Below are 20,420 nucleotides of genomic sequence, written 5' to 3'. Positions count from 1 at the left end.
ATCCTTTCCATTCGATTTGCTATTCTACTAACATTAGAGAAATCTGTACTTTAAACAAATCGCCATCCGTTGAAATCTCAAGTCTTCCTTCATGAAGGTCCACGATGGATTGGGCAATGGCTAATCCCAAACCCGAACCTTCAGTATGTCGGGATGTATCTCCGCGCTTAAACCGTTCAAATAATTCCTCACTATTTTCATTAAGTTCATATTTTGAAACATTTTTAAAAGTAATCAAGGCCTTGCCGTCCACTGTTGATACCGTAATATAAACGCGTGAGTGAGCGAGCGAATATTTAAGGATATTACCAATTAGATTGTCAAAAACACGCCATAGCTTTTGTCCGTCTACGAAAGAGTAAACTGGCTTCTCAGGCTTTATTACGCGAAATTGGAGGCTCGATGCGTTGATCGTATCATCATGTTCTGCCAGTGCCTGCTGTAATAGCTGGACGAGGTCAACCTTTTCCTTTTTCAATTCAATATTTCCGCTTGCCATTTTAGATACTTCAAATAAGTCATCAATCAAAACCTTTAAACGCTTGGATTTTCGATCAATAATTTCAAGGTATGCAGCCCTTTCATCACCTGATACATCTGCTGTTTTTAACAACTCCGTATAGGTAATGATAGAGGTTAACGGTGTCCTAAGGTCATGACTGACATTTGTAATTAACTCTGTCTTCAGCCGTTCACTTTTTGCCTGCTCGTTTTGTGAGGTTCTTACTCCTTGCTTTAGTTGATTAATATTATCAGCAAGGGTAGTCAAGACCGATTTTCCAGTCACCGGCAAATTATCCCCAAGCTTTCCTGCAGCCAGTTCATTCGTTTTTTCAACAATCCGGTTAAAATAACCTATTCTATTAACCAGCATAATCACTATTGGTATGCCAATAACCGCCAAAAGGAGCAGGTAAAAAAGAATGAAAACAGGATGGATTGCAATGATAATCGCCGCTAACCCAAGACCAAAGACGATGGTTAACAATATAAACAATTGCATACCGGTGCTTTGTTTTAAGAAGGCATCTGTTAAGCTCACTTTGGATTTCTGCAGTAATGTTCTCATTTTCCTGAATACTTTATTAATGAATGCTTTTTCCCCTTGTTTTTTAAGATTTGGGAAATCATTAATTTCTGTCAAAAAGTAATTCCACTGGACAAATAAAAGAGCGGAGATTAATGAAGCGATAAGTAAAGCTATACCTATCTCTACACGAAAGTAAGGATTATCTAATACATAAATGATTTGATCGCTTACAACGTATATGGCGGTAAATGCTCCAATAACAGCTATGATTAAAAAAACCATCCTAACGTCAATGGGAATCTTACTATAATAAGGCCGCCATTTTTCGACTGCTAATGGAATAGCATGCGATTTTTTTATTATTATCAAACTCACAATAAGCGCTAGTAGGCCCGCCAAAGAATAAATGAATAAAAACATCTGAGTCCGTTTGTAATTACTATAGTTTTCCGTGATATAATTACTTGTGGAAGGTGTTGCCATGACAGCTATTTTCCCTTTATACGCACCTATAGTTTTAGGAATAATAGATTCCACAAGTTCCTCATATCCTGGAACCCCAAGATTCATTGCTTCATTTCTTGATATGGATATATTCGTCACATAAAGTGCATTTTTCGTATTAAATTCCTTATTTATTATATCTTCATCTGTATCTTTTAGATTTGTATAGAGTTTACCTGTAGCGTTATTCTTAACATAATATCGAAAGGCTTCTTTGTACTCTAGATACATTGACCGATAGTCTTCTCTTTTTTTATAGTATTCTTCTATTCGTTTCTCTTTTTCTTTTACAACCTTAGGCTCAACATACTCATCACTTTCAAAATTCTTTGTGATATCTTCGATTTTTGCATCCCTTTCGGCAGTATAAGCATCGGCCGCCTCTTTGTTCCCATCATCCAAAGAGCGCTGAATCCGTTCTTTATATTGCATATTTAAATTGCTGATTTGATCCTGTAGATTTCCATAGCGATAACGATGCTCCGTAATATCAGCCTTTGTCACCTTTATCTCATTCTTCGCTTCCTCAATAGGTATATCATACAGTTCAAATGTACCTAAATAACTTGAGAATTCATCTAGCTGCATTTGGAAATCGGGGGTATGGAAATAATCACGATGAAAAAAATTGCTTCCATGGATGAAAAAGGCCAGGATTCCGCTTAAGCCAAAAGCAAACAGAAATGCGGTGAATGCGATGGTGATTCTATTTTTCCATTTTGTAGCCAATCCCCCACACCACCTTCAAATATCTTGGATTTTTCGCATCAATTTCAATTTTTTCACGAATCTTTCGGATGTGAACGGCGACGGTATTTTCGGCGTTGTAGCAAGGTTCATTCCAGACCCGTTCATAGATTTCATTAATAGAAAACACCCGGCCCGCATTTGTCATTAACAGTTCGACAATTTTATATTCAATCGGTGTAAGCTTCACCGGCTCACCATGTACAGTCACTTCTTTTGCTTCTTGATCAAGTGTAAGTCCATTTAAGTTTATTACCTTTTTCACACCTTCAAAGGTACCAAACGTTACATACCTTCTTAGCTGCGATTTCACGCGAGCTACAAGCTCCATTGGGTTGAACGGTTTTGTGACATAATCATCCGCGCCCACCTGCAATCCAAGGATTTTGTCTGTATCTTCACTTTTTGCACTCAAAATAATAATCGGTATGTTTTTCTTATCACGAATTTTATATGTAGCAGAAATCCCGTCCAGTCTAGGCATCATAATATCTAAGATAATTAAATGAACCTGATGCTCATTTAATATTTCTAATGCTTCAATTCCATCCTTAGCCTTTAACACGGTGATTCCTTCATGTTTTAAATAAATCTCAATCGCATCGCGGATTTCTTTTTCATCATCTACGACCAGCACAAAATATTGATCCATTTCCACCCAACTTTCTACCAGTTCTATCATTAATCATAATAGTAAACGGAAAATCTTAACATTCATTTATGATAAATCTTAAAAATTTCTTAAGTTTTTATACAAAAACCCACAAAAAAGAAGATGCCCGATGGACATCTTCCGTTATTAATAGATTGTTTGCATCCCTTTACCAGCCACTGTCATCCATTCGAACTGACGCAGTCTCACATCAAACAGTGTGAGTGGATCGCGGAACATTTCCGGATTCGCGTTCATTTTGTTCAGCATTTCTTGGTTTGACTGGATCCCGGAGCGTGCTTCTTCAACAGAACGGTTTAACACAGTTAATGGGTCCCTGAAAAACAAGGTAATATCCCGTTCGAGTGATTTTTCAAACAGCTCAAACGGCTGGAAAAATTGCTTGCTGACCGCTGCAATGGCTTCAGAATAATCCTCATTCTCCACAAAGGCTTTGTATTTATTATATAGCAGTGCCTTATTTTGCGATATTGCCCCAAACAGCTTCCCAGCGCTTTTTAGTAAAAACTGTGATGGTGTCCGGCGGAGCAGGATATTGATAGTTTCAAGCTGAAAACGGCTTGTCATCCGGTCAGTATCACGGCGCCAATCATCGAGGATTTTAAAATCACAATCAAACTTGAGACGTTCTTCCCCGTACATCTGATTAAAACCTTCAGCCATCTCATTTAAAAATTCCTGGCCTTGGTCAAATTCCGCTTTGCAAGCTTCTATCCAATCCTGCAGCGAGCGGTAAAACTTCGGCATGACTGTTTGTTCTAAGTAATCTTGAATCCTGCGATTCATTTCCTCATTAAGCTCTAAATGAATCTTACTAAAATTGCTGTCTTCCTTGATTAAAGAAGAACACTCTTGAAGCATTTTCGGAAGATGATCAGAAAGGTCCTTTTCAATCTTTTCCTTAATACCACGATAGGACTTCGTAATTGCCTTAGCCTTTTGGTTTTCCGTATCCTTCAGCTGGTTAACCGCTCCATTTAATTTCATCAACATTTCTTCATTCCAGCGTACCGATTCAACCAGTTGATTCTCGACATCAATTCGTTTTTGCAGCAGACCGGCAATCGTTGTCCGAATAAAGTAAAGCAGCTTCGCCAGCCGTTTATCCTCAATATTTCTTGTATTCTTAATCGATTGAATAAACTCTGTTAATTCCTGCAATTGCTGACCGCCTTCATATTGGGAAGAAAAAGCAAACACTTTTGAATCAGGCAAATAAGAATGAATCTTTGCCCTCGTTTCATCAAAAATGCGAAGGGCCACCTGCTCACCCGCAATGGTATCCATTTTACTCAACAGAAAATGGATCGGTATATCTGGTGCTAACTCCTGAATCTGCTTAAGAGCTCCCTGTTCTTTTTCAGTAAAAGGGACATTCGCATCAATGACAAAAAGAATGGAATCAGCAATTTGCAGATGCTTCAACACCTCATACCGATCATAATGAAGGGCACCTTTTAACCCGGGGGTATCGATGAATGCCACTCTATTATCCTGTAAAAAGGCGTTTGGGTGCTTAAACTCGATGATTGATTCTAGTGCATTGCGCCGGCGGTCCATTCGATCCTGGAAATCAGAAAACTCAGGCAAACTAATAATCTCTCTATCTGTTATTTCCGTGATTTCACTTTCAGAGGCATATGCAAACATCACCATAGACGAGGTCGGGCTATCCTGTAAATCCTCGCCAAGAACAGTATTCACAAATGTGGATTTTCCTGTTCCGCTTAGCCCGGTTATAAAAAGATGCTGGGTGTCAAAATCAACTAATTGGTCAACAAGCCATTTGATCCGATTGTTCTCACCCATATCATGTGCTTCTGCCCAGCTCATAATAGAATCAAAAAGTGTCAAACACTCATCAAGTTCATCCATGTCTGTTTCCGTCAGGCTGATTAATTTTTCCGCTTCACTAACAATCGACGTACTAATGGTAGCCGGAAATAACTCATTCCATGAGAGTACAGCAGCCGAAGACAGGACTACATTTGCCCGATCTGCCAGCCTGAACCAGTTTGTTAGTAAGTCAGGGATAAAATCCTGCAGCACTTTAATAAAATATTTTCCTTCAATTAAGCTAAAATAGTGTTCCTTATGAAGGTTTGATAGCACTGTCCAGTTTTCATCTCGATTGAGTTCAAGGTTTAATAATAGATGGTTGATTTCACTTAGCCATGTAAAATATGATTCCTCGTTCTTGTAGCTGTTCCACAATGAAGAAACGAGCTGTTCAAACTTTCTTTTATCCAAACTAAATAGAAGGATCAAACCTTGAGTAAAATAATTTGGCGCATGGCTTTTCGTAACACCGTTTTTTATATACGTGTTTAGAATGTCAAACCATTCGAGTGATTCCGTACGCTTAGCTTCGGTTATTGCCAGTTCGACAGCATTATCCCAATCCTGCTGTTCTTCAAAAAAGGTGCGGGCAATTTCGGTAACATTCGGATAATCAGGGTTAGTGGCAATTGTCTTTTTAATTGTTGAAACGGCTGCCCCTAACTTTCCCCGCTCGATGTACAGCGAAAATAACTGTAGGGCTACCTCTGCCATTAATGTAGGATCATCGGTTTCAATTGCTGTGTAAATATCCTCAGCCGTTGAAAGCAATCCCAGCTCTAGGTAAGCATCCGCTGTATTTTTCTTTGCCCATGGCGCAAGCTCATTGGAAATGTTTTCCCATTTAAAAATGGCCGTTTCGTAATCTTTATGATGAAAATATACTTCTCCCTGCGCATAGCGGATGGAGGATAAATCAGGCAGATCCTGCTTTGCCTCCTCGTGAAGTACCTCGCCGAGGACACGAACCGGATGTATATCTTCTTGCTCATTTATGAACATATTATAATAGGTCTTTTGTATTAATTGCTTCTCTAATGCCATTCTATTTCCCTCCAATTGCAAACACTCTATGTCATTCATATGGAAAAGAGTCATAATTATTCCATAAACTATTCGACGTATATATGGATTTTAAGTCTCAATTATATCGATTCTAACAAACGAACTTTTTAAAATGATGTCAGATATGTTTCAATTTGAAGACAAACCATAGGTAAAAAAACCTTCTTTGTTTTTTCAGAATAGTCTACAAATATAGTATACCACGCTTCTTCCCTTTCACCCTAGTCACAACGTATAATGAAACAAAACCCATAAGGAGATACATGTCGTTGGAAAAAAAACATGCTATTTACATAGCCAATCATATTGAAAAATCAAAACCTGTCACTTATGAAATTAAGAAACTTGAGACAATCGGAGACTGCTTACCAAAGTTCCATCAATGGACGAACGGCAAGAAAACATTAGCGGCATATGAAGTCACCCGTCCGGAAAGTGACACGGGATATTACTTCCTCTTCATTGATTGGCACCGTAATGACAATTATTATTTGGTCCTCTATGCACATGATCGGTCGACAACCTGTGCGGAGATACGGCAAGTTCAAGAGCTTGAAGATGGGTCGTATCTTATCTGGTCATACAAGCCCTTTAAAAGGGACGGGAAAAACGACCAGCGAAAGGCCTATTTTAAGCAAATGTTTGGGTCCACAACGGTTCAAATCAAACTCCCCTCATCGCCGGAAAATGTGGAAGAATTTTTTACGCACTTGTTTGAGCTTTGTCAAAATCGGAAAAGGGCGGACAAAATTGTCGATGTATTTGATTTTGAATAACACTTTTACAGATGGAATTATTAAACAGTTTCCGAATTGATTCTAAAAAACGGATGAAAATCATTCATCCGTTTTTTACTGTTTTCTCATTTTCCAATACGTTCTTGTACCGTTATTTCTTACTGCTGCATTTCTTGGAATTTGGACTAGTACTAAGAAAAAGCCGAGAATATCAAGGGATGCACCCAGTGAATTAAGGATAATAAAAACAAGCATTTTTCCTGTTAATATTCCTAAGATTGATAGAAATAGAGGAAAAAAAACAGACAAAAAAAGAAAAGGTGCGATCGTTATTAGGAGGAACCTATCTTTCGTTACTGTTTGTTCCGTATGCACAAACGCCCCATAAAATGTCAGCCCGATAACTGTATCCCCCGACTTCAAAAAGTTAGGAATAAAAATCAAATGGAAAAATTCATGGGTGACTATAACTAATACCATCGCAACGAAAACACCTAAATCAATCGTTATGACGAATGAATCTCCAGAAATAAATGAAAATTTCTTCAGCGAAAAAGTGGAAAAGAAATAAATGATCCCCATCGAGATAAGGGCATTGATCACCATAAAAGGCATGGAGAGTAGCATCGCGTTCGTCAGACTTTTCGGCTCTTTCAGCTGCTTCCAGTCATCGTTCAATAACTCAATATGGGTTTGTTCATTAAATTTGGGTATTTTCGTAGTAAATTTAATAGTATCCACTCCCTCCCAAATGGAAAATCCACCCATACATCATAACAAAAATAGGGAGCCGCTGTCAGCCCCCCAATACATACTTAAAGCACCTTACTCAAAAACGCTTTTGTCCGTTCTTCCTGCGGATGATCGAACAACTCGCTTGGGATGTTTTCTTCGACAATGAGGCCGCCATCCATGAAAATAACCCTGTCGCCTACTTCTTTGGCAAAGCCCATTTCGTGCGTCACCACTACCATTGTCATTCCCTCCTTGGCCAGTTGTTTCATAACCTCGAGAACCTCACCAACCATTTCCGGGTCAAGCGCGGAGGTTGGTTCATCAAAAAGCATGATTTTTGGCTCCATCGCTAAGGCTCTGGCAATGGCCACCCGCTGCTTTTGGCCGCCAGATAATGAATCAGGATAGGCATCCGCCTTGTCAGCCAGCCCGACCTTTTTCAAAAGTTCCAACCCTTTCGCTCTCGCCTTTTCTGCCGGTATATTCCTTACTTTCATCGGGGCGAGCATAATATTATCGATGACCTTTTTATGCGGAAAAAGGTTAAACTGCTGGAACACCATTCCTACTTCCGTCCGGATCTTATTGATGTCTGTTTTTTTGTCCGTTAGATCAATCCCTTCAACGAGGACGTGCCCGCCGGTAATCGTTTCGAGCATATTTATGCAGCGAAGGAACGTTGATTTTCCCGAGCCCGAAGGCCCAATTACGACAACGACTTCTTGCGGCTTAACGGTGACATTGATATCCTTGAGAACCTCGTTGATGCCAAACGACTTTTTTAAATTTCTTACTTCAATCATTCGGTTGCCAGCCTCCTTTCAACACGGTTTAACAGGAAGTTTAGTGTGAGGGTTAAAACAAGATAAATAACGGCAGCAGTCAAATAGGGCTCCCATGGGCGCATATATTGACCTTGCATCGCACGGCCCCAGTACATTAGCTCCGGGGCGGCAATTAACGCAGCGAGCGAAGAATCTTTAATTAAGACAATAAATTCATTGCCCAGCGGTGGAATCATTCTTTTGATTGCTTGCGGCAAAATAACAAACCTCATGGCTTGTCCATGTGTCATGCCAAGCGAACGTGCCGCCTCCATCTGCCCCTTGTCAATCGATTGAATTCCGGCGCGGAATATTTCCGCTACATACGCGGCAGAGTTTAACGAAAGCGCCAAAATGGCTGCAACGACCGCATTGGTCGTACCTAAAAAGGCCGGTACGACAGCAAAATGAATTAATAAGATTTGCACCATTAACGGTGTGCCTCTGAAAAAGTTGATATACCAGTGAAACGGAAGTGCCCACAGCTTTTTTCGCATCATTTTCCCCAAACCGATAAATAAACCAAGTACCGAACCGATAATAATACTTGCGACCGAAAGGCCAATGGTTAACAAAGTTCCCTTTAGAAAAAAGGGAGCGTATTCTGCGATCAGATCCCACCTAAAATTCATGATCGATCCCCCTGACAAATTTGCTATGTAGTAAAGTTTAGAAATCTAACCAAAAATTGCGTAACTGCCTATGAATAGAAGTTACGCAATTCTTCCCTATTGCTGATCTTTTAAAATTTGTATGTCAGGTTCGACATCAAACCATTGTTTATAAAGCTTGGCATAGGTACCATTATCAATGACCTTCTTGACAGCCTTGTCTAAATCTCCCTTAAGCTTGCTTCCTTTTGGCAGCAATAAGCCATAGAATTCTTTTTCAAACGCATCATCATCTTCAATGAACTCAAAATTATCCTTTGGGTTATTTTTTACATAGGTTTCAACAACGGTGTTGTCGGCAACTACTGCATCTACACCATTATTTTTCAGCTCTAAGATTGATAGATTATTATTTTCAAACTTTTTTAGTTTATCGTAGTTTTTACCGAAAAGATTTTCTACGATTGTTTGGGCGGTGGTTCCATTTTGAACCGCAATCTTCTTACCTTCTAAATCTTTGGCACTTTTAATCGTACTGCCTTTTGGTACTAGAATTTCATTTTTTGATAAGAAGTAAGGAACGGTGAAGTCATAGGATTCTAATCGCTCAGGAGTTATCGTGATGGAAGAGACGGCGAGGTCAGCAGTTTTTCCTTCAATTTCCACAAAGAGTGGGTCCCAGCCAACATTCTCAAACTTAACCTCATAGCCTGCTTCCTTTGCCACTGCCTTGACGAAATCGATATCAAATCCGACGATTTCTCCTTTATCCTGATACTCGAAGGGTGCGTAGGCAGCATCGGTAACGACTCTTAACGTCTTCTTTTCTCCTCCTCCGGTTTTACTAGTTCCACAGGCTGATAGAAGCAAGAGAAATACTGCCATAAAAATGGTTACAAGTTTAATTTTCTTCATGTTTAGCCTCCTATTATTTCTTTAATTTATTTAAAAATTTATAATTTTTCGAATAAATTGATTATACCTTCTTTCATTTCATTATTCAAACATTTATTTTTTTACTATATTAACACGTTACCAAACTTACTCTGCGTTATTCACTGACGATTCAAGGCTCGATAAGTTGCGTGAAGCCTATGCCATGCCTAAGAATGTGATAAAGGACGATGTCCGTCTTAGTGCCTTCATCAGTTACATATGGTGGACAACATGGGCGACAGAAACCAATCGCCCCGGAGACAAGGTAACCTATACAAACAATTTGCCTAACGAAGATCTTATTGATAATAAACCAACAGGTGAAATGCTTGTTTAGTCTGTTGTCAGCTTAGTCTTGCACCGGCTGGTCAGTCTCCGAGGACCGTCTCGATTACGCTGAATCGGAACATAAAGTATAGATAAAACACCCCATTCGTTTCATTTTAGATTGGGGTGTTTTCATCGTGACATAGGCATTTGCCGTTACCTGCTCATTACGGCCACATAATGTATAGGGTATTATCACATAAGGAGAGATGCCCATATGAATCCCTATGGTCTTTATCAAATGCCACAATTGCCGGTTGAATACCATTCCTATGTTCCAGCTGAACCGTTTTATTCGCAGCCAGAGCAATACCATTCCTATGCTCCAATTGAACAAAATCATTCCTATATTCCAACTGAACACTATCATACCTATGTTCCGCTAGATCAATACAATCCCAACAGGCAGCCACAGCAACTTGAACGCCGAGTCAATCAGCTTGAAAGGCAAAATGAGCGGCAGGAAAAAGAAATTAACCAACTGCAGCGCCGGCTCCAACGTGTCAACCAGCGGCTGCGCGCAGTAGAAAACCGTTTCCACCTCCCCTTTACACCATTTGATGGGGAATATTAAGCAACCAATTCAGAACCGGACACCTTGTCCGGTTCTTCTTCATTAACTTAAAATCCATGTAAGAAAATCTCACATAATCAGTTGAAAAAATACAATTTTTTTATAAACTATACTAATAAACATGAATGTGGTGATCTTAGATGGGAAACGAATTGTCTTATAAAGATAAGAAGGTTATAACAATCGGGGTTGTCAGGGAACTCACTGGTCTATCTGAAAGACAAATCCGTTATTATGAAGAAAGGAAATTAATTTTCCCTGAAAGATCAGCTGGCGGCAGCCGGAAATATTCCTTTACCGATGTCGAATTACTTATGGAGATCGCCAACAAAATAGAAGATGGCATTCAAACATATGAAATTAGAAAGCAAATGCTGAAAGAACAAAAGAAACAAAGTCAGGATGATATCCGCCGTAAAATGATCCAAGGACAGCTCAATGCCCAATTCGGATTAAGGAAACAATAAGAAAAGCCTTGTTCCTTTTTTAAAGGTCGGGGCTTTTTTTTGTCCCCAGAAAAATACGTTAGATAACCTTACATGATTGTGGATGCCCCATTCAGATTCATGTAAAAATACAATTACACAAATGTTATGAAATGCACAACATAAAAAGGGGGAGAAACATTGGATACGTTATATTTAATGAACAGTCTTTGGGTTATTATCGGGGCCGTACTTGTTATTATAATGATTGGCGGCTTTATTCTTCTTGAAACAGGCTCAACTAGAATGAAAAATGCTGGGCATATTGCCGGGAAGACAATCCTTACTTTTGGAATTAGCTCAATTATGTTTTGGGCAGCAGGGTTTGGTTTAATTTTCGGCAAAGGAAATCCTTTGATTGGGCTCTCTGATTTCTTTTATTCTGGCTATGACATTGATGGTTTATCATTGTCCGGAGCCGTTTTCTTCTTATTCCAACTAGCATTTGCAGGCATTTCCTTAACGATTGCCTTCGGCGGGTTTGCTGAACGGGCGAAACTTAGTGCCTACCTTGTATTCGCAGTACTTTTCTCTGTTATCGTGTATCCTCCAATCGCGCACTGGATCTGGGGCGGCGGCTGGTTGTCGGAGCATGGGAAACAAGACTTCGCTGGTTCAACGGTTGTTCATTTAACTGGTGCTACGGCGGCGCTCTCAGCTACTATTCTCCTAAAGCCCCGAATGGGCAAATTTAATAAAGACGGTTCTGCCAATAATCTTGCCGGTCATAATCAAGTTTTCACTGCCTTGAGTGTATTGCTGTTATGGGTGGGCTGGCTTGGTTTCAATGCCGGCAGTACTTTATCTGTCGAGAAAGCCTTCTTTGGATTTGTAGCTATTAATACGAACCTCGCTGCCGCAGCCGGAACTGTCGCTGCAATGATGATTACTTGGATAAAAGTTGGCAAAGCCGATATGCCGATGATGTTAAATGGGGCCATTGCAGGTTTAGTTGCCATTACTGCTTCCTGTGCCTTCGTTGAAACATGGGCTGCTGTCCTGATTGGTTTTATCGCTGGTATTCTTGTTTTTTACAGTATCCGCTTCTTTGAGAAAATAAAAATTGATGATCCCATTGCAGCTCTTTCCGTACACGGTACAGCGGGGATATGGGGCACGTTATCAACCGGCTTCTTTGCCACAAAAGATTTGGCGACGGTCGGAAAGCCTGGTTTATTTTATGGCGGGGGCCTACACCAATTAGGCGTTCAAGCGATGGGTGTCATCACTTGTGCAGCCTTTGCTTTTATTGTCTCCTTCATCCTACTGGCAATAATGAAAAAAGCAATGAATGGTTTACGTGTGACGGAAGAGGAGGAAATGATCGGTCTTGATATGAGTGAACATGGCAGCTATGGATATCCTGAATTGGTGAAAAGTGAGCAAAAGCTGAAGGCTCAATAAAATTAGTAGTAGTCAATCCCATCAATTTGGGATTGGACTACTTAAATTTTTAGGGAGTGGGGAAATACTTCTGAAAATCTCTCTTAAAAAAAGGATAAAAAACTATATTACCCTATTAAATTTTTCAAAATGTGTATATATCAATAATAAAACTTTCCGGCACTTCCATCCTACTTACTACTGAATTCCCCTCTTTTTTTGAAACATAATACTCCCAATAGAAAAAATTTTTAAAAAATTTTTTTCTTCCAATTTCCTTATCATAACAAGAATGAAAACGCTACCAGGTTTTCCGACTTATTTGAATTGTCAGATTTCTATATTGACCATGTTATCGATTGGTTGTATGATTATCGAAAATAATCATCAATATTGAACATTGCCTTTGTTCATTTCCAAGTGGAATGGGGTGCGGCAATTCTTTATTAAAGTTATGTTTATTCCATTTAAAGCGTTCTAACATGAAAGAGGAGTGGTTAGGTTGGGAAGTCAATGGATTTTCCTTGGCGGCGAGTTCGTCAAGAAGGAGGATGCTGTTGTATCAGTTTTTGATCATGGTTTTTTATATGGTGATGGAGTATTTGAAGGGATTCGCGTTTACAGCGGAAATATCTTCAGAGTCGATGCCCACCTGAAAAGACTATTTGAATCAGCACAATCCATTATGCTGAAGATTCCATATACACAGGAGGAAATGACGCAATTAATCGTCGAAACGATTAGAAAAAATCAGCTAGAAAGTGCCTATATTCGTGTCGTTGTTTCACGTGGCAAAGGGAATCTTGGACTGGACCCTACTTCCTGCTCGAATCCAAGCGTAATTATAATCGCCGAGCCATTATCCATGTATCCGAAAGAATTTTACGATAATGGAATTAAAATTGCATCGGTGGCAAGCAGAAGGAATCGCCCAGATGTACTTAGTCCACAGATTAAATCACTCAACTATTTAAATAATATTCTAGTCAAACTGGAAGCCAATCAAGTTGGCGTTCAGGAAGCATTAATGATGAATGACCAAGGCTATGTTACTGAAGGTTCCGCTGACAATATCTTCATTGTAAAAAATGGCATTCTATACACACCGCCTGTTTACTTGGGAGCATTGGAAGGGATTACCCGCAACGCCATCCTGGATGTAGCAATAGCTAAAGGCTACGATGTCCGGGAATCACCTTTTACAAGACATGATGTATATGTCGCTGATGAGGTGTTCTTAACCGGAACAGCTATTGAGGTCATTGCTGTCATAGAAGTAGATGGCCGAGTCATTAAGGATGGTAAACCAGGTGCAGTAACAAACGATCTTTTAGCAGAATTCAGAAAGATTGTAACAACAGACGGAGTGGCTTGTTACCCTAAAACAACAAACCATGCAGTAGTCAGTTAGGAGATAGAAAAATGCGAAGCGATATGATTAAAAAGGGAATTGATCGAGCCCCCCACCGAAGCCTGCTATATGCAACAGGGGTAAAAACGAGTGATTTGGAAAAACCATTTATCGGTGTCTGTAACTCGTTTATTGAAATTATTCCAGGACATAAACACCTTAATCATTTCGGTGAGATTGTAAAGGAAGCCATCCGCGAAGCCGGAGGCATCCCTTTCGAATTTAATACCATTGGAGTAGATGACGGAATTGCCATGGGACATATCGGGATGCGTTATTCCCTGCCAAGCCGCGAAATAATCGCGGATAGTGCCGAAACAGTCATCAACGCCCACTGGTTCGACGGTGTCTTTTATATTCCAAACTGTGACAAAATCACACCGGGAATGCTAATGGCAGCAGCAAGAACCAATGTTCCATCCGTGTTTGTTTCAGGCGGTCCAATGGAGGCAGGCGTTTCCTCAACAGGGAAAAACCTTTCCTTAACATCTGTTTTTGAAGGTGTTGGTGCTTACCATAATGGATCGATGACCGAACAGCAATTGCTTGAGATTGAAACAAGTGCCTGCCCTACCTGCGGTTCCTGTTCAGGGATGTTTACCGCAAATTCGATGAACTGTCTCATGGAGGTATTAGGGATGACGGTTCCAGGAAACGGAACAATCGTCGCTACATCTGAAGAAAGACATGAACTCATCCGTCAAGCAGCAAGACACTTAATCGAACTTGTGAAAAAAGATATTCGTCCGCGTGACATGATCACTCGAGAAGCAATCGATAATGCTTTTGCACTGGATATGGCGATGGGCGGTTCAACCAATACCGTTCTCCATACACTGGCAATTGCCCATGAAGCCGGGATTGAATATGACTTGCGTGATATTAATAAAATCGCTGAAAGAGTCCCATATTTAGCAAAAATCATGCCTGCCTCTGATGTTTCCATGGATGATGTCCACCAGGCTGGCGGCGTAAGCGCCATTTTAAATGAGCTTTGTAAAGTTGACGGGGCCCTACATCAGGATTGCCTGTCAATTACCGGAAAGACATTAGCTGAAAATGTGAAGGATGCAACAATCCTTAATGAAAAAGTAATTCGTCCGAAAGATAACCCGTACAGTCATGTTGGCGGCCTTTCCATCCTTTTTGGAAATCTTGCCCCAGATGGCGGGGTAATCAAGGTTGGCGCAGTAGATCCTTCGATTAAGACCTTCCTTGGGGAAGCAATTGTGTTTGAATCACAGGATGAAGCACAGGAAAACATCAATAACGGTACTGTTAAGTCAGGCCACGTCGTTGTCATTCGCTATGAAGGTCCTAAAGGCGGACCAGGGATGCCAGAAATGCTCGCTCCAACATCCGCGATTGCAGGACGTGGTTTAGATAAAGAAGTGGCATTAATTACCGATGGCCGTTTCTCAGGGGCAAGTCGGGGAATCTCCGTCGGACATATTTCACCAGAAGCCGCTGAAGGCGGACCAATCGCCTTTGTTCAAAATGGTGACAAAATCTTAATTGACCTTGCGGGTCGTTCGATTGAACTACTTGTTGATGAAGAAGTGTTAGCTGAAAGACGCCGTTCCTGGGTGCAGCCGGAACCAAAAATCAAATCTGGCTATCTCGCAAAATATGCAAAGCTAGTTACTTCCGCTAACACTGGCGGAGTTATGAAAATTTAGGGATTCACTAGTACCCCTCCCCTTCTACAGAAGTAAAGGTACTACGAAAAGCGCAAGCGCCCTGGTCAGCGGCGTATGGCCTGGAGTGCTTCAACTGAGATAAAGGAAACACGAAGAGCCGGAGGCGATTCGATGTTGACTTATCGTAGGGCGGAGCGCGAAGGACACTAGCCGCTAGGGCGCTGGAGCTGGACATTTCTCATTGACATTTTTATATAACAAAATCGATGACGGGAATAAAGGAATAAGAACATGTATTTTCAGAGAGCTGGGGTTGCTGGAAGCCCAGTAATACAACTTATTCCGACATCATCCCTGAGTGTTGAGCTGAAAGGTCATTTCCTAGTAGGCCCGATCGGGTGTCTCTTGAACACCTGTTACAAAAAGAAGCGTTTTTAAATTAGTTGTCGCTTCATAAGGCAGTATTCGCAAGGATACTGTAAAAACCGGGTGGTACCGAGAAAAAGAAGGCCTTTTCTCCCCGATTATTCTGCTTTTAGTACGTAGACTGCAGTTTATTCGGAGACGAAATGGCCTTTTTTACTTTGTTTTAAAGTATCATTTCTATTTTTTAAAACTCAGTCTTACGAATAATTTTTCAAATATTCAATTATCCACAGGGAGGGATTATGACGTGAAAGTAGAAGCAAAAGAACTGGAATTCCAAACCAGTACCGCACCAAAAACAGGTGCAGACCTTCTCATTGATTTATTAAAAACGGAAGGTGTTGATACGATATTTGGGTATCCGGGTGGTGCTGTCCTGCCAATTTACGATGCAATTTATCGAGCCCAAGGGACGATTAAGCACATTCTATTCCGTCACGAGCAAGGAATGATTCATGCCGCCGAAGGCTATGCCCGAATTACTGGTAATCCTGGTGTAGTAATCGCTACTTCAGGACCGGGTGCGACAAACCTGGTTACTGGAATTACAGATGCGATGATGGATTCCTTACCGCTTGTGGTATTCACCGGGCAGGTTGCGCGGAGTGTGATCGGAACAGATGCCTTCCAGGAAGCTGACGTGATGGCGATTACCACACCAATCACCAAACATAATTACCAGGTGCAATCCATTTCAGACTTACCAAGAATCGTAAAGGAAGCCTTTCATATTGCATCTACAGGACGGCCGGGACCGGTTCTTGTAGATATTCCGAAAGATATTTCGGCAGGTATATTAATGGAAGAACCTAACGCAGCAAGTATTGATTTACCTGGCTACCAGCCAACAACAAAGCCAAATCCATTGCAAATAAAAAAATTAGCAGATTCAATCGCAAAAGCGAAAAAGCCAGTAGTGCTAGCAGGAGCCGGTGTCCTTCATGGAAAGGCCTCTGCGGAATTAACTGCATTTGCTGAAAAACACAAGCTTCCGGTCGTGACGACATTACTGGGACTAGGTGCTTTTCCAGCAGACAGCCCTCTCTCATTAGGAATGGGCGGTATGCATGGTACTTATGCAGCAAACATGGCAATTTACGAAGCTGATTTACTAATTAATTTTGGTGCCCGCTTTGATGACAGGTTAACCGGTAATTTGAAACACTTCGCGCCACATGCGAAGGTCGCCCACATCGATATCGATCCGGCGGAAATTGGTAAAAACGTACCCACTCAGATTCCAATTGTATCTGATGCAAAAGAGGCATTGATTGAGCTAATCGATCAAACAGCGGAGTCACCCGTACATGAATCATGGTGGGATACGCTCAATCAATATAAAGTGGAATATCCACTTTGGTATAAAAACGCCCCAAGCGGAATGTGTCCACAGTGGGTAATCGAGGCCGTTCATAAAGTAACAAATGGCGAGGCGATTGTCGCAACAGACGTAGGGCAGCATCAAATGTGGGCAGCCCAGTATTATACCTTTAATGCACCGCACCGCTGGATTACCTCAGGCGGTCTCGGGACCATGGGCTTCGGCTTCCCTGCTGCCATCGGAGCACAAATAGCTTCACCTGAAAGTACTGTTGTTGCAATTGTCGGCGATGGCGGTTTCCAAATGACACTGCAGGAGCTTTCAGTCATTTATGAACGGAACCTTCCAGTCAAGATCATCATTGTGAACAATGGTGCACTTGGAATGGTTCGTCAATGGCAGGAACTATTGCACGGAAACCGGATTTCAGAATCCATTCTTCATACACAGCCTGATTTTGTGAAGCTTGCTGAAAGCTACTCAATTCGCGGCTACAAGGTTGAAAGCCAGGAAGAACTTGTCACAGTTTTACCAGAAGTATTTGCCCATAATGGCCCTGTTCTTGTTGATTGCCGCGTACTGCAGCAGGAAAAAGTTTTTCCAATGATTGCTCCTGGCAAAGGAATTCATGAAATGATTGGGGTGAAACCATGAAACGTATCATCACATTGACTGTTCAAGACCGCAGCGGTGTCCTCAACCGGGTGACCGGCCTCCTGCAAAGGCGGCAGTTCAATATTGAAAGTATATCTGTCGGCCCAACAGAAACCGAAGGCATTTCCAAGATGACCTTAGTCGTCCAAGTAGAGGATGACCAGCGTCTTGAGCAGGTAACGAAACAATTAAACAAGCAAATTGACGTATTAAAAGTTTCCGATATTACGGATAAAGCAGTTGTTGCCAGGGAACTTGCCTTAATTAAGGTAGCCAGTTCAAGTCAGCTGCGAAGCGAAATTAATGGAATCATTGACCCGTTTCGCGCCTTAATCATTGACGTAAGTAAAGATAGTTTAGCGGTTCAAATAACAGGCCGTCCTGATAAAATTGACGCGTTGATTGAACTGCTGCGCCCTTACGGTATTAAAGAAATTGCCAGAACCGGACTGACAGCCCTGCAGCGCGGGCATCAGCCACAAGTAAACGAACTAGCAACATACTCACTATTAAAATAATAATATTCCTGAAAGGATGATTCATAATGGTAAAAGTATTATATAACGGAGATATTCAAGAGGCAGTTTTACAAGGAAAGAAAATCGCAGTAATCGGATATGGCTCACAAGGTCATGCTCACGCTCTTAACTTAAAGGAAAGCGGCTTTGATGTAGTTGTTGGTCTTCGCGGCGGAAAATCATGGGATAAAGCTGTCGAAGATGGTCTAGATGTTCGTTCCGTGGCTGAAGCAACTGCTGCTGCTGACGTAGTAATGGTTCTTCTTCCAGATGAAATGCAGCCAAAAGTATATGAAGAAAGCATTAAAGAAAACCTTGAAGCTGGCAATTCCTTAGTTTTCGCACACGGCTTCAACATCCATTTCAGCCAAATCGTTCCTCCTGCCGATGTTGACGTATTCTTAGTTGCGCCAAAAGGCCCGGGACATTTAGTTCGCCGTACTTATACAGAAGGCGCTGGAGTTCCTGCTCTATATGCGGTTTACCAAGATTATACTGGTCAAGCACGTGATGTTGCTCTTGCTTATGCAAAAGGAATCGGTGCTGCTCGTGCCGGAGTATTAGAAACAACTTTCCAAGAAGAAACAGAAACGGATCTATTTGGAGAGCAAGCAGTTCTTTGCGGCGGTACTACTGCCCTAATCAAAGCTGGATTCGAAACTTTAGTAGAAGCCGGTTATCAGCCTGAAGTTGCTTATTTCGAGTGTTTACATGAGTTGAAATTAATCGTTGACCTTTTATATGAAGGTGGATTAGAAAACATGCGTTATTCTATCTCTGACACTGCACAATGGGGTGATTTCGTATCCGGACCACGTGTAGTTAACGAAGATACAAAAGCGCGCATGAAAGAAGTATTAAAAGATATCCAAACTGGTAAGTTTGCTCAAAGCTGGATCTTAGAGAATCAAACAAACCGTCCGCAATTCAACGCCATTAACCGCGCTGAAAACAATCACCAAATCGAGACTGTTGGACGCGAGCTTCGTGCATTAATGCCGTTTATTAAGAAGCCAGTAAATGCGAAGAAAGAAGTGGTGGTAAATGGTTCACGTTAACATCTTTGATACAACCTTACGCGATGGCGAGCAATCCCCTGGTGTGAATTTAAACCAGCTTGAGAAATTAGAAATTGCCAGACAGCTTGAACGGTTTGGCGTTGACATAATGGAGGCCGGCTTTCCGGCTTCCTCCCAAGGGGATTTTGAAGCGGTTAGAGCTATTGCCCGGACGATTAAACATTCATCCGTCACAGGCTTGGCACGCGCAACAAAATCGGACATTGACATTGCGTGGGATGCTTTAAAAGATGCGGCAGAACCAAGGTTGCATTGTTTCATTGCAACCTCCCCTATTCATATGCAATATAAGCTGATGAAAACTCCTGAGCAAGTCATGCAGACAGCCGTGGATATGGTTAGGTATGCGAAGACACGATTCCCGCATATTGAGTGGTCCGCTGAAGATGCTTCTCGCTCAGACTTAGATTTTTTAGTGCAAATCATTACGAAGGTGATTGATGCCGGAGCTACTGTCATCAACCTTCCTGATACTGTGGGGTATACAACGCCGCAAGAATATGGACGGATGTTCCGCTATATAAGAGAAAATGTGCCGAATATTCATAGAGCAGCACTGTCCTGCCACTGTCATGATGACTTAGGTATGGCAGTGGCCAACTCGCTTGCAGCGGTGGAAAATGGCGCTACTCAAGTGGAAGGTACAATTAACGGCATTGGGGAACGCGCAGGCAATGCAGCATTAGAAGAAATCGCCGTTGCTTTAAATATTCGCAATGACCGCTATCCATTCACAACGAATCTAGTGTTAAAAGAAATCAAGCGCACAAGTGACTTGGTGAGCCGCTTTACTGGGATGAAGGTCCCTGGCAATAAAGCCGTTGTTGGAAAAAATGCCTTCGCTCATGAATCAGGAATTCATCAGGATGGCGTGTTAAAAAATGCCTTGACCTACGAAATT

General features: G+C 41.4%; 19 protein-coding genes. 11 read left to right on the top strand and 8 right to left on the bottom strand.

The window, feature by feature from the left end:
- Nucleotides 1-19: 19 nt before the first annotated feature.
- From ACO1D1_RS21955 to ACO1D1_RS21945, 3 genes are all read right to left on the bottom strand, one after another.
- Entirely contained in the window at nucleotides 20-2,263 is a 2,244-nt protein-coding gene (locus ACO1D1_RS21955; RefSeq protein WP_423337105.1) for a histidine kinase dimerization/phospho-acceptor domain-containing protein, read from the bottom strand.
- Complete coding sequence (locus tag ACO1D1_RS21950) at nucleotides 2,241-2,933, bottom strand: response regulator transcription factor (RefSeq protein WP_423337104.1); 693 nt, start codon at nucleotides 2,931-2,933, stop codon at nucleotides 2,241-2,243. The genes ACO1D1_RS21955 and ACO1D1_RS21950 overlap by 23 nt, the downstream gene beginning before the upstream one ends.
- Before the next feature lie 147 nt (nucleotides 2,934-3,080).
- The gene (locus tag ACO1D1_RS21945) at nucleotides 3,081-5,837 is read right to left on the bottom strand and encodes a dynamin family protein (RefSeq protein ID WP_423337103.1); all 2,757 of its coding nucleotides are present in this window, start codon (nucleotides 5,835-5,837) and stop codon (nucleotides 3,081-3,083) included.
- A gap of 284 nt (nucleotides 5,838-6,121) precedes the next feature.
- Between ACO1D1_RS21945 and ACO1D1_RS21940 the strand changes: the two genes are divergently transcribed.
- Complete coding sequence (locus tag ACO1D1_RS21940) at nucleotides 6,122-6,634, top strand: hypothetical protein (RefSeq protein WP_423337102.1); 513 nt, start codon at nucleotides 6,122-6,124, stop codon at nucleotides 6,632-6,634.
- A 75-nt stretch (nucleotides 6,635-6,709) separates the two neighbouring features.
- On the opposite strand, the gene ACO1D1_RS21935 is transcribed toward ACO1D1_RS21940, so the two are convergent.
- The 4 genes from ACO1D1_RS21935 to ACO1D1_RS21920 all read right to left on the bottom strand — a co-directional run bounded on the left by ACO1D1_RS21935 (nucleotide 6,710) and on the right by ACO1D1_RS21920 (nucleotide 9,680).
- Complete coding sequence (locus ACO1D1_RS21935) at nucleotides 6,710-7,336, bottom strand: DUF3267 domain-containing protein (RefSeq protein ID WP_423337101.1); 627 nt, start codon at nucleotides 7,334-7,336, stop codon at nucleotides 6,710-6,712.
- Nucleotides 7,337-7,410: 74 nt separating this feature from the next.
- Nucleotides 7,411-8,133 carry an amino acid ABC transporter ATP-binding protein gene (locus ACO1D1_RS21930; RefSeq protein ID WP_423337100.1) on the bottom strand — a complete coding sequence of 241 codons (723 nt, stop codon included), beginning with the start codon at nucleotides 8,131-8,133 and terminating at the stop codon, nucleotides 7,411-7,413.
- Nucleotides 8,130-8,786, bottom strand: a complete 657-nt coding sequence (locus ACO1D1_RS21925; RefSeq protein WP_423337099.1) for an amino acid ABC transporter permease — start codon at nucleotides 8,784-8,786, stop codon at nucleotides 8,130-8,132. Before ACO1D1_RS21925 ends, ACO1D1_RS21930 begins: the two co-directional genes overlap by 4 nt.
- Before the next feature lie 96 nt (nucleotides 8,787-8,882).
- Nucleotides 8,883-9,680, bottom strand: coding sequence for a basic amino acid ABC transporter substrate-binding protein (locus ACO1D1_RS21920; protein WP_149868945.1), 798 nt, complete (start codon nucleotides 9,678-9,680; stop codon nucleotides 8,883-8,885).
- A gap of 91 nt (nucleotides 9,681-9,771) precedes the next feature.
- Between ACO1D1_RS21920 and ACO1D1_RS21915 the strand changes: the two genes are divergently transcribed.
- The 4 genes from ACO1D1_RS21915 (at nucleotide 9,772) to ACO1D1_RS21900 (ending at nucleotide 12,491) form a co-directional block, all read left to right on the top strand.
- Nucleotides 9,772-10,038, top strand: a complete 267-nt coding sequence (locus ACO1D1_RS21915) for a hypothetical protein (protein ID WP_411675487.1) — start codon at nucleotides 9,772-9,774, stop codon at nucleotides 10,036-10,038.
- A 207-nt stretch (nucleotides 10,039-10,245) separates the two neighbouring features.
- Nucleotides 10,246-10,602, top strand: a complete 357-nt coding sequence (locus ACO1D1_RS21910) for a hypothetical protein (RefSeq protein ID WP_149868944.1) — start codon at nucleotides 10,246-10,248, stop codon at nucleotides 10,600-10,602.
- Nucleotides 10,603-10,742: 140 nt separating this feature from the next.
- A complete protein-coding gene (locus ACO1D1_RS21905; protein ID WP_190284829.1) occupies nucleotides 10,743-11,069 on the top strand; it encodes a MerR family transcriptional regulator in 327 nt (108 codons plus the stop codon).
- Between the two features lie 159 nt (nucleotides 11,070-11,228).
- Nucleotides 11,229-12,491: an ammonium transporter gene (locus tag ACO1D1_RS21900; RefSeq protein ID WP_423337098.1), complete on the top strand. Its 1,263-nt coding sequence runs from the start codon at nucleotides 11,229-11,231 to the stop codon at nucleotides 12,489-12,491.
- Between the two features lie 331 nt (nucleotides 12,492-12,822).
- On the opposite strand, the gene ACO1D1_RS21895 is transcribed toward ACO1D1_RS21900, so the two are convergent.
- Nucleotides 12,823-12,954, bottom strand: a complete 132-nt coding sequence (locus ACO1D1_RS21895; protein WP_423337097.1) for a hypothetical protein — start codon at nucleotides 12,952-12,954, stop codon at nucleotides 12,823-12,825.
- An 18-nt stretch (nucleotides 12,955-12,972) separates the two neighbouring features.
- Between ACO1D1_RS21895 and ilvE the strand changes: the two genes are divergently transcribed.
- From ilvE to ACO1D1_RS21865, 6 genes are all read left to right on the top strand, one after another.
- Nucleotides 12,973-13,881 carry a branched-chain-amino-acid transaminase gene (gene ilvE, locus ACO1D1_RS21890; protein WP_423337096.1) on the top strand — a complete coding sequence of 303 codons (909 nt, stop codon included), beginning with the start codon at nucleotides 12,973-12,975 and terminating at the stop codon, nucleotides 13,879-13,881.
- An 11-nt stretch (nucleotides 13,882-13,892) separates the two neighbouring features.
- Nucleotides 13,893-15,560 (top strand): dihydroxy-acid dehydratase, encoded by a 1,668-nt coding sequence (gene ilvD / locus ACO1D1_RS21885; RefSeq protein WP_423337095.1) that lies wholly within the window; start codon nucleotides 13,893-13,895, stop codon nucleotides 15,558-15,560.
- Between the two features lie 634 nt (nucleotides 15,561-16,194).
- A complete protein-coding gene (ilvB, locus tag ACO1D1_RS21880) occupies nucleotides 16,195-17,922 on the top strand; it encodes a biosynthetic-type acetolactate synthase large subunit (protein ID WP_423337094.1) in 1,728 nt (575 codons plus the stop codon).
- Nucleotides 17,919-18,440 carry an acetolactate synthase small subunit gene (ilvN, locus tag ACO1D1_RS21875; RefSeq protein WP_149868939.1) on the top strand — a complete coding sequence of 174 codons (522 nt, stop codon included), beginning with the start codon at nucleotides 17,919-17,921 and terminating at the stop codon, nucleotides 18,438-18,440. The genes ilvB and ilvN overlap by 4 nt, the downstream gene beginning before the upstream one ends.
- 26 nt (nucleotides 18,441-18,466) lie before the next feature.
- On the top strand, nucleotides 18,467-19,498 hold the full coding sequence (gene ilvC, locus ACO1D1_RS21870) for a ketol-acid reductoisomerase (RefSeq protein WP_149868938.1): 1,032 nt from the start codon (nucleotides 18,467-18,469) through the stop codon (nucleotides 19,496-19,498).
- The coding region (locus ACO1D1_RS21865) for a 2-isopropylmalate synthase (protein WP_423337093.1) at nucleotides 19,485-20,420 on the top strand (936 nt) is incomplete at its 3' end. The genes ilvC and ACO1D1_RS21865, both read left to right, overlap by 14 nt.

Origin of the sequence: Neobacillus sp. 19, assembly GCF_049463095.1 — a bacterium.
In the GTDB taxonomy this organism is placed as follows: Bacteria; Bacillota; Bacilli; order Bacillales; family Cytobacillaceae; genus Neobacillus.
Note: the sequence above shows the minus strand (reverse complement) of the source record. Positions and strands in the feature narration are given on the sequence as shown.

Bases quoted from the DNA above. Each gene is read 5' to 3' on its own strand.
- ACO1D1_RS21905 (WP_190284829.1), top strand. From the start codon at position 10,743: ATGGGAAACGAATTGTCTTATAAAGATAAGAAGGTTATAACAATCGGG.
- ACO1D1_RS21910 (WP_149868944.1), top strand. From the start codon at position 10,246: ATGAATCCCTATGGTCTTTATCAAATGCCACAATTGCCGGTTGAATAC.
- ACO1D1_RS21940 (WP_423337102.1), top strand. From the start codon at position 6,122: ATGTCGTTGGAAAAAAAACATGCTATTTACATAGCCAATCATATTGAA.
- ACO1D1_RS21945 (WP_423337103.1), bottom strand. From the start codon at position 5,837: ATGGCATTAGAGAAGCAATTAATACAAAAGACCTATTATAATATGTTC.
- ilvC (WP_149868938.1), top strand. From the start codon at position 18,467: ATGGTAAAAGTATTATATAACGGAGATATTCAAGAGGCAGTTTTACAA.
- ACO1D1_RS21920 (WP_149868945.1), bottom strand. From the start codon at position 9,680: ATGAAGAAAATTAAACTTGTAACCATTTTTATGGCAGTATTTCTCTTG.
- ACO1D1_RS21930 (WP_423337100.1), bottom strand. From the start codon at position 8,133: ATGATTGAAGTAAGAAATTTAAAAAAGTCGTTTGGCATCAACGAGGTT.
- ACO1D1_RS21895 (WP_423337097.1), bottom strand. From the start codon at position 12,954: ATGTTAGAACGCTTTAAATGGAATAAACATAACTTTAATAAAGAATTG.
- ilvN (WP_149868939.1), top strand. From the start codon at position 17,919: ATGAAACGTATCATCACATTGACTGTTCAAGACCGCAGCGGTGTCCTC.
- ACO1D1_RS21925 (WP_423337099.1), bottom strand. From the start codon at position 8,786: ATGAATTTTAGGTGGGATCTGATCGCAGAATACGCTCCCTTTTTTCTA.
- ACO1D1_RS21950 (WP_423337104.1), bottom strand. From the start codon at position 2,933: ATGGATCAATATTTTGTGCTGGTCGTAGATGATGAAAAAGAAATCCGC.
- ilvD (WP_423337095.1), top strand. From the start codon at position 13,893: ATGCGAAGCGATATGATTAAAAAGGGAATTGATCGAGCCCCCCACCGA.